Annotated in this window: 13 protein-coding genes; 5 read left to right on the top strand and 8 right to left on the bottom strand. The window is 64.5% G+C overall.

Features of this window, described 5'->3' with window-relative positions:
* Positions 1 to 180: 180 nt before the first annotated feature.
* Positions 181 to 1,215 (top strand): L-threonine 3-dehydrogenase, encoded by a 1,035-nt coding sequence (tdh, locus tag ACDH77_RS04930; RefSeq protein WP_008571638.1) that lies wholly within the window; start codon positions 181 to 183, stop codon positions 1,213 to 1,215.
* A gap of 663 nt (positions 1,216 to 1,878) precedes the next feature.
* On the opposite strand, the gene ACDH77_RS04925 is transcribed toward tdh, so the two are convergent.
* From ACDH77_RS04925 to ACDH77_RS04905, 5 genes are all read right to left on the bottom strand, one after another.
* Positions 1,879 to 2,595 (bottom strand): TorF family putative porin, encoded by a 717-nt coding sequence (locus ACDH77_RS04925; RefSeq protein WP_011346562.1) that lies wholly within the window; start codon positions 2,593 to 2,595, stop codon positions 1,879 to 1,881.
* A 279-nt stretch (positions 2,596 to 2,874) separates the two neighbouring features.
* The gene (locus ACDH77_RS04920) at positions 2,875 to 3,906 is read right to left on the bottom strand and encodes a sulfate/molybdate ABC transporter ATP-binding protein (RefSeq protein ID WP_008571641.1); all 1,032 of its coding nucleotides are present in this window, start codon (positions 3,904 to 3,906) and stop codon (positions 2,875 to 2,877) included.
* A gap of 7 nt (positions 3,907 to 3,913) precedes the next feature.
* Positions 3,914 to 4,867: a sulfate ABC transporter permease subunit CysW gene (cysW, locus tag ACDH77_RS04915; RefSeq protein ID WP_011346560.1), complete on the bottom strand. Its 954-nt coding sequence runs from the start codon at positions 4,865 to 4,867 to the stop codon at positions 3,914 to 3,916.
* Positions 4,864 to 5,724 carry a sulfate ABC transporter permease subunit CysT gene (cysT, locus tag ACDH77_RS04910; RefSeq protein ID WP_011346559.1) on the bottom strand — a complete coding sequence of 287 codons (861 nt, stop codon included), beginning with the start codon at positions 5,722 to 5,724 and terminating at the stop codon, positions 4,864 to 4,866. The genes cysW and cysT overlap by 4 nt, the downstream gene beginning before the upstream one ends.
* 3 nt (positions 5,725 to 5,727) lie before the next feature.
* Positions 5,728 to 6,825: a sulfate ABC transporter substrate-binding protein gene (locus ACDH77_RS04905; protein WP_014089499.1), complete on the bottom strand. Its 1,098-nt coding sequence runs from the start codon at positions 6,823 to 6,825 to the stop codon at positions 5,728 to 5,730.
* 90 nt (positions 6,826 to 6,915) lie between these two features.
* Between ACDH77_RS04905 and kbl the strand changes: the two genes are divergently transcribed.
* A complete protein-coding gene (gene kbl, locus ACDH77_RS04900; protein WP_031421297.1) occupies positions 6,916 to 8,124 on the top strand; it encodes a glycine C-acetyltransferase in 1,209 nt (402 codons plus the stop codon).
* 2 nt (positions 8,125 to 8,126) lie between these two features.
* Positions 8,127 to 8,519: an HNH endonuclease gene (locus tag ACDH77_RS04895; protein ID WP_031421295.1), complete on the top strand. Its 393-nt coding sequence runs from the start codon at positions 8,127 to 8,129 to the stop codon at positions 8,517 to 8,519.
* Here ACDH77_RS04895 and ACDH77_RS04890 read toward each other — a convergent pair.
* From ACDH77_RS04890 to ACDH77_RS04880, 3 genes are all read right to left on the bottom strand, one after another.
* Positions 8,470 to 9,330, bottom strand: coding sequence for a pseudouridine synthase (locus ACDH77_RS04890; protein ID WP_014089496.1), 861 nt, complete (start codon positions 9,328 to 9,330; stop codon positions 8,470 to 8,472). The genes ACDH77_RS04895 and ACDH77_RS04890 overlap by 50 nt on opposite strands.
* Positions 9,331 to 9,349: 19 nt before the next feature.
* On the bottom strand, positions 9,350 to 9,865 hold the full coding sequence (locus ACDH77_RS04885) for a hypothetical protein (RefSeq protein ID WP_007968908.1): 516 nt from the start codon (positions 9,863 to 9,865) through the stop codon (positions 9,350 to 9,352).
* Between the two features lie 192 nt (positions 9,866 to 10,057).
* Positions 10,058 to 11,155 (bottom strand): OmpA family protein, encoded by a 1,098-nt coding sequence (locus ACDH77_RS04880; RefSeq protein WP_008571649.1) that lies wholly within the window; start codon positions 11,153 to 11,155, stop codon positions 10,058 to 10,060.
* A 415-nt stretch (positions 11,156 to 11,570) separates the two neighbouring features.
* Here ACDH77_RS04880 and ACDH77_RS04875 point away from each other — a divergent pair, with 415 nt between their 5' ends.
* Both ACDH77_RS04875 and ACDH77_RS04870 read left to right on the top strand, forming a co-directional pair.
* On the top strand, positions 11,571 to 12,593 hold the full coding sequence (locus ACDH77_RS04875) for a zinc-binding alcohol dehydrogenase family protein (protein WP_014089494.1): 1,023 nt from the start codon (positions 11,571 to 11,573) through the stop codon (positions 12,591 to 12,593).
* Between the two features lie 203 nt (positions 12,594 to 12,796).
* Positions 12,797 to 14,836, top strand: a complete 2,040-nt coding sequence (locus ACDH77_RS04870; protein WP_031421290.1) for an NADPH-dependent 2,4-dienoyl-CoA reductase — start codon at positions 12,797 to 12,799, stop codon at positions 14,834 to 14,836.
* The last annotated feature ends 562 nt before the right edge of the window (positions 14,837 to 15,398 follow it).

Raw genomic sequence — 15,398 nt, 5'->3', positions numbered from 1 at the left:
CGTGGCTCTCATCCTGCGCCTAGGTGCCAGCTTCTTCGCAACGGGCACGGGCCGGACCGGCCCTGCCCCACCCCACCGTGGATCCAGGGCGGCATCACGTCCATTCCCGCACCGCCGCATGGCATACAGGCCGCGACGCCTATAATCGCCGGCTTACTTTCACTCAGCAGGTTCCGCCAGATGGCGCAGACGATGAAGGCGCTGGTCAAGCGCGAAGCGAACAAGGGCATCTGGCTGGAACAGGTGCCAGTGCCGACGCCCGGCCCCAACGAGGTGCTGATCAAGCTGGAAAAGACCGCCATTTGCGGCACCGACCTGCACATCTACCTGTGGGACGAGTGGAGCCAGCGCACGATCAGGCCGGGCCTGACCATCGGTCATGAATTCGTCGGCCGCGTGGCCGAGCTCGGTTCGGCTGTGACCGGCTATCAGGTCGGCCAGCGGGTGTCGGCCGAAGGCCACATCGTGTGCGGCCATTGCCGCAACTGCCGTGGCGGCCGTCCGCACCTGTGCCCCAACACGGTCGGGATCGGTGTCAACGTCAACGGCGCTTTCGCCGAATACATGGTGATGCCGGCCAGCAACCTGTGGCCGATCCCGGACCAGATTCCGTCCGAGCTTGCCGCGTTCTTCGACCCCTACGGCAACGCCGCGCACTGCGCGCTGGAATTCGACGTCATCGGCGAGGACGTGCTGATCACCGGCGCCGGCCCGATCGGCATCATTGCCGCCGGCATCTGCAAGCACATCGGTGCGCGCAATGTGGTGGTCACCGACGTCAACGATTTCCGCCTCAAGCTGGCTGCCGACATGGGGGCCACGCGCGTGGTCAACGTCTCCAAGACCTCGCTCAAGGACGTCATGGCCGACCTGCACATGGAAGGCTTCGACGTGGGCCTGGAAATGAGCGGCAACCCACGTGCGTTCAACGATATGCTCGATTGCATGTACCACGGCGGCAAGATCGCCATGCTCGGCATCATGCCGCGTGGCGCCGGTTGCGACTGGGACAAGATCATCTTCAAGGGCCTCACCGTGCAGGGCATCTACGGCCGCAAGATGTACGAGACCTGGTACAAGATGACGCAGCTGGTGCTGTCGGGTTTTCCGCTGCACAAGGTGCTGACCCATCAGCTGCCGATCGACGATTTCCAGAAGGGCTTCGACCTGATGGAAGAAGGCAAGGCCGGCAAGGTCGTGCTGAGCTGGAATTGATCGGCTGACACTGCAGATCTGCGAAAGGCCCCGCGAGGCGCCTTTTGCGTTTTTAAGACATGCGCTTGCTGACAAATGCTGCGAGCGATTTTCAGGAGCTGGCGAAGCGTCTCAAGCAACGCGGGGTCGGCTAGGGTCTGGATAAACGCCTAGTGGGCCGATTGCGCGGTGCCCTCGCCGCTCGCGGGACACGCCGCAAGTACGTCCATGTAGGCGCGATGGCGGCATCCATGCCGCCAACGGTCCCGCAATCGGCAAGGACACCGCGCCGGATAGTTGCTGGTGGATTCATTGAAGAACGAACACACCGCGGCAGATCGTCTACTGAATGCCTCCTTGGAACTCGACGCACCGACCAGCTCAACTGGTCCTTGCCCGCTCACCGTCGCGGGACCCGTGGCGGCATGGACAACGCCACGGAGCTTGCACGGACGCACGTGCCGCGTGCTGCGCGATGGTGGGCGGGCAAGGACCCTGCAGACGGTCCGCCGATCGGCAGCTCCACACGTGATCGATCCACAAGCTGCAGTCATTCAAGAATCGAACCAGCCAAGCCTCGAGTCTTGACCTGGTTTGGACGCAGAGGCAGACAACCCAGTGCGTCGACGCTTCCCGCATGACGACGACTCTGCACGTTGTCAGAGTCGCTTCAATCAGTCGCCATCACGGCCAGGTGACGGTCGCCGTTGCCACCAGATGGTTCTGCGAATTCTGACGACCGAAGCCGAATTCGGCGGCTTTGCTGGTGTCGTAATAACCCACGCTCAAACCCAGCGGGCCGAACGTCTTGCCGACGTTGACGCCGAAATCGTTGTAGTCGTGGTCCACCTGACTCAGCGACGAGGTGTAGACGCTGTGCCCTGCGTGCGCGCCGAGCGTAAAGTCGTACGGCAACGTCCAGTTGGCATCGAAGGCGTAGTAATAGCCATCGGTCTTGCTGCCGTACAGATCGTCGGTGTAGGCGACCGTCACGCTATAGGTCTTCAGGAACGTGGTCTTGGTGATCAACTCGGCGTAGTTGGATGCGCCCGCTCCCAGATACTGGTAACGGTTGATCATGACGTCGAAGTTCCAGTGGGTGCCCAGGTCGGTGTTGTAGCCGACGAAACCATCCACTTCCCAATCCGGGTCGCCGGCGCCGAAATCGACGTTGGACGACCAGGTCCCCAGGTACAACCCGAATGGCGTCTTGTAGGTCAAACCGGCCTGAAACGCAGGCTCTTCATTTGTCTGCGAAATACCGCGGAACAGGTAATCGCTGGTCACCGCGAAGGTGCCGCTGAACGGCGATGTAGACGCATCTTCGTCCTGCGCCTGCGCAAGCGGTGCAACGCCCAACAGGAGTAACGAAAGACAACAAGCGAGCGGGGACGACTTCATGGGCATCTCCTGGAGCGATGAACGGTGGGATGGCGCGAAGCGAGGCTGCAAGGACTTATTAGTCCAACTGTCATTGCAGCGCAACATGAAAGTCGCGTTCGCTTGATCCAGCGCACACACTCAAGAGCCCATGCGCGAATCAGGTGTCGATGTCATCGACCGCTTGCGCCGAATCTTGATGTTCGGGGTTGAAATCGGGCGGTGGGAATTGGTCGCAGCAAAGGCGAAACGCGCCTCGCTCATCCATTCCCGCGCCCTGCGATCTCAGCCGGCGCCCGCTTACGCGGGAAATATCCCGTACTGCCGTGCTGCCAAGCGCACTTGCTGCCCTGGCTGAAAGCTACCGGCAGAGGCCGGCAGTTCCACCTCCACTTCGTTGCCCGCCGGTTCCAGCGTTGCGCGCAGCCGCAGGCGTGGGCCGCTGCGCTGCGACCACGCCACCGTCGCCGGCCAGCCCGCCTCGTCGGGCACCAGATCTTCCGGCCGCACATATACCTCCACCGGCCCTGCAGCCAGCGCGGCATTGGGCAGGGGAAGTGCGTGCCCAGCCACCTGGATCTGCCCCTGCGCCAGCACCCCGGGGATACGGTTCACCGCACCCACGAACGAATACACGAATGGCGAGGCCGGCTTGTCGTAGATCATGGCCGGCGTGTCGAGTTGCTCGATGCGGCCGCGGTTGAGGATGGCCACGCGGTCGGCCAGTTCCAGGGCTTCTTCCTGGTCATGGGTGACGAAGACGGTGGTCAGGCCGGTACGTTCGTGCAACTCGCGCAGCCAACGGCGCAGGTCGCGGCGCACCTGCGCATCCAGCGCCCCGAATGGCTCGTCCAGCAACAGCACGCGCGGTTCGATCGCCAGCGCGCGCGCCAGCGCCACGCGCTGCCGCTGGCCGCCGGAGAGCTGGGTGGGATAACGCTGCTCCAGGCCCTGCAGCTGCACCAGCGCCAGCAATTCCTCCACGCGCGCACGGATGCGCGCTTCGGCCCAACGCGCGTTGCCGCGGCGCACGCGCAAGCCGAACGCGATGTTCTCGAACACGTCCATATGCTTGAACAATGCGTAGTGCTGGAACACGAAGCCGACCCGGCGCGATTGCACGCTCATGCGGGTGGCATCTTCATCGCCGAACAGCACCTGGCCGCCATCGGCATGCTCCAGCCCGGCCATGATCCGCAGCAGCGTGGTCTTGCCCGAGCCGGAGGGCCCAAGCAAGGCCAGCAACTCGCCCTGGCGCACTTCCAGATTGATGTCGTCCAGCGCGGTAAAGGTCTCGAACTGCTTGCGCAGGCGGTGAATGCGGATGCCCATGGTCACCTCAATGGCGGTGGTTGGCGGCCAGCGAATCGCCGTGTCGCCATTCCAGATACGTCTTCAGCGCCAACGTCAGCAGCGCGGTCAGTGCCAGCAGCGACGCGCAGGCAAATGCGGCGCTGTAGGCATATTCGTTGTAGAGAATTTCCACATGCAGCGGCAGCGTATTGGTGCGTCCACGGATATGCCCGGACACCACCGACACCGCCCCGAATTCGCCCATCGCGCGCGCCGCACACAGCAGCACGCCATACAGCAGGCCCCAACGGATATTGGGCAACGTCACCCGCCAGAACATCTGCCAGCCGTTCGCGCCCAGGCTCAGTGCCGCCAGTTCCTCGTCGCTGCCCTGCTGCTCCATCAGCGGCATCAGTTCGCGCGCGATGAAGGGGAATGTCACGAACGTGGTCGCCAGCACGATGCCCGGCAACGCGAACACGATCCGCGGCAGCTGAATTACCAACTCGCCCAGCACCGGCAGCTGCACATGCCAGCCTTCGTCGATCAGCGGCCAGGCCCAGCCGCTGCGGCCGAAGATCAGTACGAAGATCAAGCCTGCCACCACCGGCGACACCGAAAACGGCAGGTCGATCAGGCTGACCAGCAGACGTTTGCCCCAGAACTGATGCTTGCTGATGGCCCACGCCGCGGCCACGCCGAATACCAGATTCAACGGCAGCACGATCGCCGTCACCAGCAAGGTCAGCTTGATCGCCGACAACGCGTCCGGGTCGACCACCGCACGCAGGAAGGTTTCCCAACCGCCACGCAATGCCTCGGCGAACACCAGCACCAGCGGCAGCAGCAAGAACGCCAGCAGAAAGAGCACGGCCCCCAGGATCATCAGCCATTGCACCCAGCGCGGCTCATTGGTGGCCGAATCGCTGATGCGGCGCGCCTGCTTGGTCATGGCGTGGGTAGGCAACATGGAAGGCAGCGATGAAACGGCATCGTTCATACGGGCCTCCGTTGATAGCGCAGCAGCCGTGCCTGCAGCGTATTGACCACCAGCAAGATCACGAACGACAGCAACAACATGGCCGCGGCAATGGCAGTGGCGCCGGCGTAGTCGAATTCTTCCAGCCGGATGGTGATCAGCAGCGGGGCGATCTCGGTGGAATTGGGCAGGTTGCCGGCAATGAAGATCACCGAGCCGTACTCCCCCACGCCGCGCGCAAATGCCAGCGCAAACCCGGTCAGGACCGCTGGCCACAGCCCCGGCAGCACCACCCGCCATACCGTCTGCCAGCGCGAGGCACCCAACGTGGCGGCGGCAGCCTCCATTTCACGATCGCTCTCTGCCAGTACCGGCTGCACCACCCGCACCACGAAAGGCAGGCCCACAAAAACCAACGCCAGCACGATGCCCAGCTGCGTGTAAGCCACCTTGATCCCGATCGCCTCCAGCCAGCGCCCCACCCACCCGTTGCCGCCGTACAGCGCGGTCAGCGCAATGCCGGCCACCGCGGTGGGCAACGCGAACGGCAGATCGATCACCGCATCGAAAAAGCGCTTGCCCGGGAACCTGTAACGCACGAAGACCCAGGCCACCCAGGTGCCCATCACCGCGTTGAAGGCACCGGCCGCAAACGCGGTGCCGAAGCTCACCCGCAGCGCCGACAGCACGCGCGGCTCGCTCCATACACGCCACAGGCCCTCCCAGCCCAGACCGCTGGTCTTGATGAAGATGCCCAGCAGCGGGATCAACACGATCAGGCCAAGCCAGGTCAGGGTGATGCCCAGACTCAGGCCCAGCCCCGGCATCACGCGTCGGCGCGATGACGGCGCTGGGTGGGGTGCAACCGACATCGACATCGCCTACTTGTTGGCCTGGATCTGGTCGAACACGCCACCGTCGGCGAAGTGCTCCTGCTGCGCCTTCTCCCATGAGCCGAACGCCTGCTGGATGGTCACCAGCTTGATGTCCGGAAACCGCGCCATGTCGGCCGGGTCGGCAAATTCGGGATGCCGCGGGCGATAGAAATGCTTGGCTGCCAGCTTCTGCCCTTCAGGCGCATACAGATCGCGCAGGTAGGCTTCGGCCACCTCGCGGGTGCCATGCTTGTCAACGTTCTTGTCCACCAGCGCCACCGACGGCTCGGCCAGGATCGACAACTTCGGCACCACGATCTCGAACTTGTCCTTGCCCAGTTCCTCGCGCGCCAGCAGCGCTTCGTTTTCCCAGGCCAGCAGCACATCGCCGATGCCGCGCTGCACGAACGTCGTGGTGGCACCGCGTGCGCCGGTATCCAGCACCGGCACGTTGCGGAACAGCGCCTGCATGTAGCGCAGGATGCGCTGGCGGTCGCCCTTGAAGATGTGGTCGGCGTACGCCCAGGCGGCCAGATAGTTCCAGCGCGCGCCTCCGGAGGTCTTCGGGTTAGGCGTCACCACCGCCACGCCAGACCGCAGCAGGTCCGGCCAGTCGTGGATGTTCTTCGGGTTGCCCTTGCGCACCAGGAACACGATGGTCGAGGTATACGGCGCACTGTTGTCGGGCAGGCGCTTTTCCCAATCGGCATCGATCAGCTTGGCCTTCTGCGCGATGGCATCCACGTCGTAGGCCAGCGCCAGGGTCACCACGTCGGCCTCGATGCCATCGATCACCGCGCGCGCCTGCTTGCCAGAGCCGCCGTGCGAGGTTTCCACGGTCACCGTGTCCTGCGGGTGCTGCTGTTTCCACTGCGCGGCGAAGGCGGCGTTGTAGTCACGGTAGAACTCGCGGGTGGGGTCGTAGCTCACGTTGAGCAGCCCGATCTCGCGCGCGCCAGCCGGCCCGGCCAGGACCAGCAAGGCGCAAAGAAGGGAGGCAAAACGGAAACGGGGGTATGTCACGACGATCTCCTGGCCGGTTGAGCACAGCTGAACAGCAAGCATGCCATGCTGCGCAGCGGCACGCAGGCGGTGAAATGACATCAGCGCCGCCTCTTATGCCGATTTTGCATGACGTAGTGGTATGCCACCGTGATCGTTAAAATTGCGCTTCTTTCTGCCACTGCGACCGCCATGACCACCGCTCCCGCCGCGCTGACTGCCCATTACGCCGCCGAACTGGATGCCATCCAGGCCCAAGGCCTGTTCAAGTCCGAGCGCATCATCACCGGTCCGCAGTCGGCCGAGATCACCCTGGCCGATGGCCGCCGCGTGCTGAACTTCTGTGCCAACAACTATCTGGGCCTGGCCGACCACCCGGACATCATCCAGGCCGCCAAGGACGCGCTGGACAGCCACGGCTTCGGCATGGCCTCGGTACGCTTCATCTGCGGCACCCAGGACCTGCACAAGCAACTGGAACGCAGCATCGCCGAGTTCTTCGGCACCGAAGACACCATCCTCTACGCGGCCTGTTTCGATGCCAATGGCGGCCTGTTCGAACCGCTGCTGGGCGAGCACGACGCCATCATTTCCGACGCGCTCAACCATGCCTCCATCATCGATGGTGTGCGCCTGTGCAAGGCCAAGCGCTTCCGCTACGCCAACTGCGACATGGCCGATCTGGAGGCGCAGCTGCAGGCCGCCGACGCCGCCGGTTGCAAGACCAAGCTGATCACCAGCGACGGCGTGTTCTCGATGGACGGCTTCATCGCCCCGCTCGACGAAATCACTGCCCTGGCCCGCAAGTACAACGCGCTGGTGCATATCGACGAATGCCACGCCACCGGCTTCCTCGGCGCCACCGGCCGCGGCTCGGCCGAGGTCAAAGGCGTACTGGACCAGATCGATATTTTCACCGGCACCCTGGGCAAGGCCATGGGCGGCGCACTCGGCGGCTTCACCACCGCAAAGCGCGAAGTGATCGAGTTGCTGCGTCAGCGTTCGCGCCCCTACCTGTTCTCCAATTCATTGCCGCCGCACGTGGTGGCTGCCGGCATCAAGGCCTTCGACATGCTGGATGCCGCGGGCGAGCTGCGCACGCAGCTGGTCGAAAACACCACCTATTTCCGCGCCCGCATGACCGCCGCCGGTTTCGACGTCAAGCCGGGCGTGCATCCGATCAGCCCGGTGATGCTGTACGACGCACCGCTGGCGCAAAAATTCGCCGAGCGCTTGCTGGAAGAAGGCATCTACGCCATCGGCTTTTTCTTCCCGGTGGTTCCGAAAGGCCAGGCGCGCATTCGCACCCAGATCAGCGCAGCGCATACGCGCGAGCACCTGGATCAAGCGATCGAAGCGTTCATCAAGATCGGGCGCGAACTCAAGGTCATCGACGCCTGAGCATGCGCACGGTGCTGCGCCAACGGCTGCTGCTGGCGGCGCAGACCGATGCGCAGGCGCAGCTGCGCGACGGTCATTGGGAGACACGCTGCCTGCATTGCCGTCGGCATCTGCAAGTGCGCGCCGACGGCGAACCGCTTGGCCACACCACGCTGGAACACGTGGTGCCGCAGGCCTGGTTCGGTCGTCGCGCGGCGGCGGCGCTGTGCGCGCTGGTGGGCGGCGATGCCAACGATGCGCGCAATCTGGCGCTGGCCTGTGCCGGCTGCAATCACGCCAAGGGTCGCCGCCACGATGCCAACGGCGCCGGCGACGCACGCGCTTACGAAGTGGTGAGCGCCCTGCTCAGCGCGCGTCTGGCGCGCTGGCGCGCGCCGCCGGCACCAACGCCCTGACTTCCTCGGCGCTCAGCATCCGCCACGCGCCTTTGCCGAGCTCCCCCATCGCCAGCGGGCCGATCGCCACCCGCACCAGCCGCAGTACGCCGATATCGACTGCGGCCAACAGCCGGCGGATCTGCCGATTACGGCCTTCGTCCAGCACGATTTCCAGCCAGGCATTGCGCTCGCCTTCGCGCAGCACGCTGACCTGTTTGGCACGCAACAGCACACCCTCGCCCTCAGGGTCGGCATCTGCCACACCGGCCTGCAGCTGCGCCAGTTGCGCGGCACTGGGGCGGCAATCGATCTGCACGTGGTACGTCTTGTCCGGCCCTCTCGCCGGGTCGGTCACCGTCGCCGCCCATTGGGGGTCGTTGCTGAAAAGCAGCAGGCCTTCGCTGGCCTTGTCCAGGCGCCCCACCGGCGCAATCCACGGTAGGCCGGCGCCATCGAAGCAACGGTAGACCGTGTCCCTGCCCTGCTCGTCGCGCACGGTGGTGACCACGCCACGCGGCTTGTTGAGCATCAGATAGCAACGTGCCGGCCCCGCAAGCGGCTGCCCATCGACAGTGATGGACGATTGCTGATCGCCGCGGATCGGAAATTCGGGGTCGCGCACCACACGCGCCGACACGCTGACGCGGCCATCGGCAATCCAGCGCGCTGCCTCGGTGCGCGAACACACACCAAGCTTGGACAGCACACGCGCCAGCCCATGGCGTGGCGCGGCATTGGCGGATGCGGCAGCGGACGTGCGCACTGCACCGGCCGCTCCCGGACCACGCTGACGCTGCCGGGACGTTGCCGGCGCAGGTCGCCGGGGCATGCCGTCCCGACCGCAGGGCTTACTTGTTTTCGACCGACTTGGCGTCGGCTGCAGGTGCTGCGGGCGCTGCCGCGGCAGGTGCCGCGCCAGCGGCCGGGCGTGCCTTGACCACGCGCACACCGCGGGCCTTCATCCAGGCATCGAATTCTTCTGCCGTCATGCGCTTGCCGTTCTGGCTCATGTCGAAGCGCCACGGGGTGTTGTCGAACGCGGTGGTCGCCTTGTAGGCCGCCGGGTCGTTCGGGTTGACGGTGCCGCCAGGCGGAATGACCTTGGCCAGATCCTGGCAGCCTTCCACGCGCAGGCGCAGCAGCACGCGATCCACCGACTGGTCGCTGCTATAGGGCTGTGCCAGCACCCCAGTGGGCATGCCCAGCTGCACGCTACGGGTGTAGAACTCGGCAGCCGCCGGTGCAACCACGGTGGCGGGCAACGGCAGTGGCTGGGACACCATGCTGCCGGCGCAGTTCGGAGCGGCGTAGGCGGCGGGGATCAGAGCGAGACAGAGCAGTCCTGCCGTAGCGGTACGCAGCATCGGGTTCTTCCAAGTATGAGTGTGGTATTGACGCGGCGAGTGTAGGCAGCGATGAACGCTGTTTCAACAGGAACCGTGCCTGGATGGCAACACAGACAGGATCGGCAGCGCCTGAGCGCGCTTTTCCAGGGCCTGCATAGACAAAACCCGGCGCAAGGCCGGGTTTTGTATGCAGCAAAGCTAGCGGTCCAATTAGTTCTGGACGTTCAGCTCGGTACGACGGTTCTTCGCACGACCTTCCGGATTGTCCGAACCATCCGGGTTGGTGTTCGGAGCAATCGGACGGCTCTCGCCGTAGCCGATCGGGCCGACCAGACGCGACGCATCGACGCCGTTCTTGGTCAGGTAGTCGTACACGGTGGTCGCACGACGCTCGGACAGCTTCTGGTTGTACGCGTCGGTACCCTTCGAGTCGGTGTGACCGGCAACCTCGACCTTCAGATCGGGGTAACGCTTCAGGATTTCGGTCGCTTCGCTCAGGATCGAGACGGCATCCGGACGCAGGGTCGACTTGTTGAAGTCGAAGTTCACGCCCTTCAGGTCGATCGAGACAGGAACCGGGCAACCGTCCGGACCGATGGTCTGGCCAGGCTGCGAGTTCGGGCACTTGTCGTCGCAGTTGTTGACGCCGTCACCGTCGTCATCCAGATCGGCGCAGCTCGGAGCAACCGGAGCCGGAGCCGGCGGCGGAGCGGTCGACGGAGCCGGTCCCAACGGGATCACGACGCCGACCGAAGCCAGCACGTCACCGAACCAGTCTTCGCGCGGAGCGGCAACGCTCTGGTCGTTGAAGTCAGCGCGATAGGCCAACTCGGCACGCACGGCGACGCGCTTGTCGAAGGTGGTCTGCAGACCGACACCAGCCTTGGCGGCAAAGTTGCCGTCCTTCTGCTGGCCCGGCGAAACCGGGTTCGGGGTCGCGTCGAATTCTTCTTCCGAACGCTGGTAGCCCAGGCCGAACAGCAGGTAGGGGTTCCAGCCGCGGCCTTCCTGAATGAAGTGGCGACGCAGGTCGAACGAGATGCCGTACTGGCTCCAGTTCAGATCCTGGTTGGCATCGAAGTTCGGGTTCTGATAGTTCAGCTCACCGTCGATCGACCAGTTCGGGCTGACGAACTTGCCCAGACCCAGGGTGACGAACGGGGCATCATTGGTCAGGCGATCGCTGTCCTGGAAGTTGAAGCCAGCGCTACCGGTCAGGTACCAACGGTCGTCGAACTCCTGCGCGGAAGCAGCCTGGGCAACTGCCAGACCGCCGAGCAACGCGGCAGTGAGAATTTTCTTGTTCATTTATACAGCTCCTTCTTTGGGAGATAAAACCGATAGAGGCGTTGTGCTTGGTAAAGATGCTCGTCACATCCAGAGCCATCGGGGCGCAGATTAAGCCGGCCTCGGTGAAGATCGCGTTAACGGTCATATAACATGTGAAAGCAATCACCAGGTCCCGCAACGCCAAGCAATACTACGTATACAGCTTCATGAAGGAAAGGACCGCGCGCTCAATTCGGATAACGCGCCTGCATGAACCGCAGCCCAATTAAGTCACTTGAATACGCTTTCAGGCTGACTGGTTTTTAGCGTCCCAGGCGGCCTCGAAAACTACATTGGTGAACGCCAGGCCCCGTCCGAGCTGAATTGTGGGGTCGGTGGTTGCGGGCGACTTGCTCCACAACGCACCCTGAACCTCCCGCTCTGGAGCGCTCCAATGAAAGCTGTCGCCCTCACCCGCCATCTTCCGATCGACGATCCCGAATCGCTGCTTGACATGGAACTTCCGACACCTGCGGCGCCGTCGGGGTATGACTTATTGGTGCGGGTGGAAGCGATCTCGGTGAACCCGGTCGATACGAAGGTGCGCGCGCCCAAGCCGCAACCGCTGCACGCGCCGAAGATCCTGGGTTACGACGCCGCCGGGGTGATCGAGGCGGTCGGCCCGGAGGTCACCGCCTTTGCGGTCGGCGACGAGGTCTACTACGCCGGCGATATCGGGCGGCCGGGCAGCAATGCGCAGTACCAGCTGGTGGACGCCCGCATTGCCGGATGCAAACCGACCTCGCTCAGCTTCGCGCAGGCGGCCGCGTTGCCGCTGACCACCCTGACGGCATGGGAGTTGCTGTTCCAGCGCATGCCCTTTTCGTTCGACGGTGCACGCAATCGCGGCAGGCATCTGCTGATCATCGGCGGCGCTGGTGGCGTGGGCTCCATCGCGATCCAGCTGGCGCGGCATGCCGGATTCACGGTGATCGCCACCGCCTCGCGCCCGGAGAGCATCGAGTGGGTTCGCCAAATGGGCGCGCATCACGTGATCGATCATCACCAACCGCTGCAGCCGCAACTGCAGGCGCTGGGACTGGACACGGTGGACGCGGCGCTCAATCTGGCCGACACCGACCGCTACTGGCAGCCACTGGGCGAAGTGCTGGCGCCGCAGGGCCATGTGGGCCTGATCGTGGAGCCGCGCGGGCCGTTGTCGATCGGCGACCCCTACAAATCCAAGTGCATCGGCATCCATTGGGAGTTGATGTTCACGCGCGCGCGCTACGCGACCGAGGACATGGTCGAGCAGCACCGTATCCTCAACCGGGCAGCCAGCCTGATCGATGCCGGCGAACTGCGCACCACGCATACCGAGACGCTGTCGCCGATCAATGCGCAGCAGCTGCGCGAGGCGCACCGTCGGCTGGAAAGCGGCAGCACGATCGGCAAGCTGGTGCTGGCCGGCTGGTAAGGCGGCCGGCGGGCCAAGGTCGCTGCCCTGATGCCCTGGTGCGAAAGGCGCCTGCGCATCGGGGCGCGCCTGTGCGGACGGCAGCACAGGCGTGGTGCCGAACGGGCGTCTGCAGCATCGGCGCGCCGCTGCATGCACCAGGACTTGCCGCCAGACCGGTTTGCCGGCATCGTGCGCAATCCGTACGCCAGCGTATCCACATCATGTCGCCCGCCACCGGCCCCTCCGCCTTGTCTTTCCCGCACCTGTTCACCCCGCTCGATCTGGGCTTCACGCAATTGCGTAATCGGGTCCTGATGGGCTCGATGCACACGGGCCTGGAAGACCGTGCGCGCGACTTCCCCAAGTTGGCGGCGTATTTCGCCGAGCGCGCCGCCGGTGGCGTGGGCCTGATCGTGACCGGTGGGTTTTCGCCCAATGTGGTGGGCTGGCTCAAGCCATTCGGCGGCAAGTTATCGTGGCCGTGGGAAGTACGCCCGCATCGCCAGGTCACCCGCGCAGTCCACGAACACGGCGCCAAGATCTGCCTGCAGCTGCTGCACGCCGGGCGCTATGCGTACCACCCGCTGTCGGTTGCGCCGTCCAGGCTCAAGGCACCGATCAACCCGTTCACTCCACGTGCGTTGTCGGCCGGCGCGGTGGACCGGCAGATCGCCGCGTATGCGCGTGCCGCGCGGCTGGCGCGCGAGGCAGGCTACGACGGCGTCGAGGTCATGGGCTCGGAAGGCTATCTGATCAATGAATTCACCGCCGCGCGCACCAATCGGCGCAGCGACGCGTGGGGCGGCGATGCCAGCAAGCGCATGCGCTTTGCGGTGGAGATCGTGCGGCGCATCCGCGAGGCCTGCGGGCCGGATTTCATCATCATCTATCGGCTGTCGCTGGTGGATCTGGTCGAAGACGGCAACCAATGGCAGGAAATCCTGGCGCAGGCACAGGCGATCGAAGCGGCCGGCGCGACCATCATCAATTCCGGTATCGGCTGGCACGAAGCGCGCATTCCCACCATCGCCACCTCGGTGCCGCGCGCCGCGTTTGTCGGGGTCACCGCCAAGCTCAAACCGCATCTGCGCATTCCGGTGGTGGCCACCAACCGCATCAACATGCCGGAGGTGGCCGAGCGCATCCTGGCCGACGGTGCCGCAGACATGGTGTCGCTGGCGCGGCCGCTGCTGGCCGACCCGCAGTGGACCAATAAAGCGCGCGCCGGGCAGTCGCACACGATCAATACGTGTATCGCCTGTAATCAGGCCTGCCTGGATCATGTTTTCGACAACAAGCTGGCCAGCTGCCTGGTCAACCCACGTGCCGTACACGAGACCGAACTCAACTACACCCCGACTGCCACGCCCAAGCGCATCGCCGTGGTCGGGGCCGGCCCGGCCGGTATGGCCTGCGCGACAGTGGCGGCAGAACGCGGGCACCGGGTGACCTTGTTCGAAGTTAGCGATGCGATCGGGGGGCAATTCAATGTCGCCAGGCGCATTCCGGGCAAGGAAGAATTCAACGAGACCTTGCGTTACTTCGGCCATCGCATCGAAGCGACCGGCGTGCAGCTGCGTCTGAACACCCCGGTACAGGCGGCCGATCTGAAAGACTTTGACGAAGTCGTGCTGGCAACCGGCATCGAGCCGCGCAAGGTGGATTTCCCCGGTGCCGATCATCCGATGGTGGTGAGCTACCTCGACGTGGTGCTGGGCCGCCACGTGGCCGCCGACAAGGTGGCGATCATCGGTGCCGGCGGCATTGGCTTTGATGTCGGTGAGTTTCTGGTGCACACCGGCCAATCGCCTGCGCTGGATCCGCAGCGCTGGATGGCCGAATGGGGCGTTGACCCGAACTTCGAAGCGCGCGGTGCGTTGACCAAACCGCAACCCGAGCGCGCCGCCCGCCAGGTCTGGCTGTTGCAGCGCAGCCCCGGCAAGCCTGGTGCACGCCTGGGCAAGACCACCGGCTGGATCCACCGCGCGACGCTCAAGGCCAAGGGCGTCAAGATGCTCGGCGGCGTGGAATATCTGGGCGTGGACGATGCCGGCCTGCGCATTCGCGTGGAAGGCAGCGAACAGCTGCTAGATGTCGGCACGGTGGTGGTATGCGCCGGGCAGGAGCCGCGTCGCGAGTTGCTGGCTGCGCTGCAGGCCAATGGCCAGCAGCCGCATTTGATCGGCGGCGCGGACGTGGCGGCCGAACTGGATGCCAAGCGCGCGATCAACCAGGCAAGTCGGCTGGCCGCGACCCTGTAAGGGGTTTTCAAAGACGGCGTCACCACGACGCCGTCGTTGTGTTCGCGTCCTGGCTGCACGACTGACGTGCATGCGGCGTTACCGACGCCGACATGCACGCGGATGTGGCGGTCTGCGACGCCCATTCCCTCTTTTTGTCGTGCGGCTCGGCGATAAGTGCCGCATGCATCGTCACCGCGCGCACTGCCGCCTGCCATATTGCGTGCCTGCCCCGCAGCGCATTTTCGACAAGCACCTGCCTGGTAGACGGGTGGGCACTTCGCGCACCTGAAACGCGCTCGGGTCGATGCTTGTTTCTTGCGCTGTCGATTCGCAGTTACTGCGAGAGCATCAACGCGGTTATGGGATGCGAATACACCGCACGCTTTGTCACTTGGATAAAGATTTTCGAAAGCTGCATGCACGCGATGCCGACAGTGCATGCTGCACTGACTGCAGCACCTGGCGCCTCATCGCCTCCTTCGCCTTGGCGTCCATTCGTCTTGAAACTTATGTGCCTGGCACTTCTGCACTTGAGCATCTTCGTGCTCTTGCGCGCATAAGCAGGCGACCTCGGAACACA

Origin of the sequence: Xanthomonas axonopodis pv. maculifoliigardeniae (genome assembly GCF_041519315.1) — a bacterium.
GTDB classification, from domain to species: Bacteria; Pseudomonadota; Gammaproteobacteria; order Xanthomonadales; family Xanthomonadaceae; genus Xanthomonas; species Xanthomonas euvesicatoria.
Note: the sequence above shows the minus strand (reverse complement) of the source record. Positions and strands in the feature narration are given on the sequence as shown.

Excerpts from the sequence above, each read along its gene's own strand:
- tdh (WP_008571638.1), top strand. The coding sequence starts at position 181 with ATGGCGCAGACGATGAAGGCGCTGGTCAAGCGCGAAGCGAACAAGGGC.
- ACDH77_RS04925 (WP_011346562.1), bottom strand. The coding sequence starts at position 2,595 with ATGAAGTCGTCCCCGCTCGCTTGTTGTCTTTCGTTACTCCTGTTGGGC.
- ACDH77_RS04920 (WP_008571641.1), bottom strand. The coding sequence starts at position 3,906 with ATGGGCATCCGCATTCACCGCCTGCGCAAGCAGTTCGAGACCTTTACC.
- cysW (WP_011346560.1), bottom strand. The coding sequence starts at position 4,867 with ATGAACGATGCCGTTTCATCGCTGCCTTCCATGTTGCCTACCCACGCC.
- cysT (WP_011346559.1), bottom strand. The coding sequence starts at position 5,724 with ATGTCGATGTCGGTTGCACCCCACCCAGCGCCGTCATCGCGCCGACGC.
- ACDH77_RS04905 (WP_014089499.1), bottom strand. The coding sequence starts at position 6,825 with ATGTCATTTCACCGCCTGCGTGCCGCTGCGCAGCATGGCATGCTTGCT.
- kbl (WP_031421297.1), top strand. The coding sequence starts at position 6,916 with ATGACCACCGCTCCCGCCGCGCTGACTGCCCATTACGCCGCCGAACTG.
- ACDH77_RS04895 (WP_031421295.1), top strand. The coding sequence starts at position 8,127 with ATGCGCACGGTGCTGCGCCAACGGCTGCTGCTGGCGGCGCAGACCGAT.
- ACDH77_RS04890 (WP_014089496.1), bottom strand. The coding sequence starts at position 9,330 with ATGCCCCGGCGACCTGCGCCGGCAACGTCCCGGCAGCGTCAGCGTGGT.
- ACDH77_RS04885 (WP_007968908.1), bottom strand. The coding sequence starts at position 9,865 with ATGCTGCGTACCGCTACGGCAGGACTGCTCTGTCTCGCTCTGATCCCC.
- ACDH77_RS04880 (WP_008571649.1), bottom strand. The coding sequence starts at position 11,155 with ATGAACAAGAAAATTCTCACTGCCGCGTTGCTCGGCGGTCTGGCAGTT.
- ACDH77_RS04875 (WP_014089494.1), top strand. The coding sequence starts at position 11,571 with ATGAAAGCTGTCGCCCTCACCCGCCATCTTCCGATCGACGATCCCGAA.
- ACDH77_RS04870 (WP_031421290.1), top strand. The coding sequence starts at position 12,797 with ATGTCGCCCGCCACCGGCCCCTCCGCCTTGTCTTTCCCGCACCTGTTC.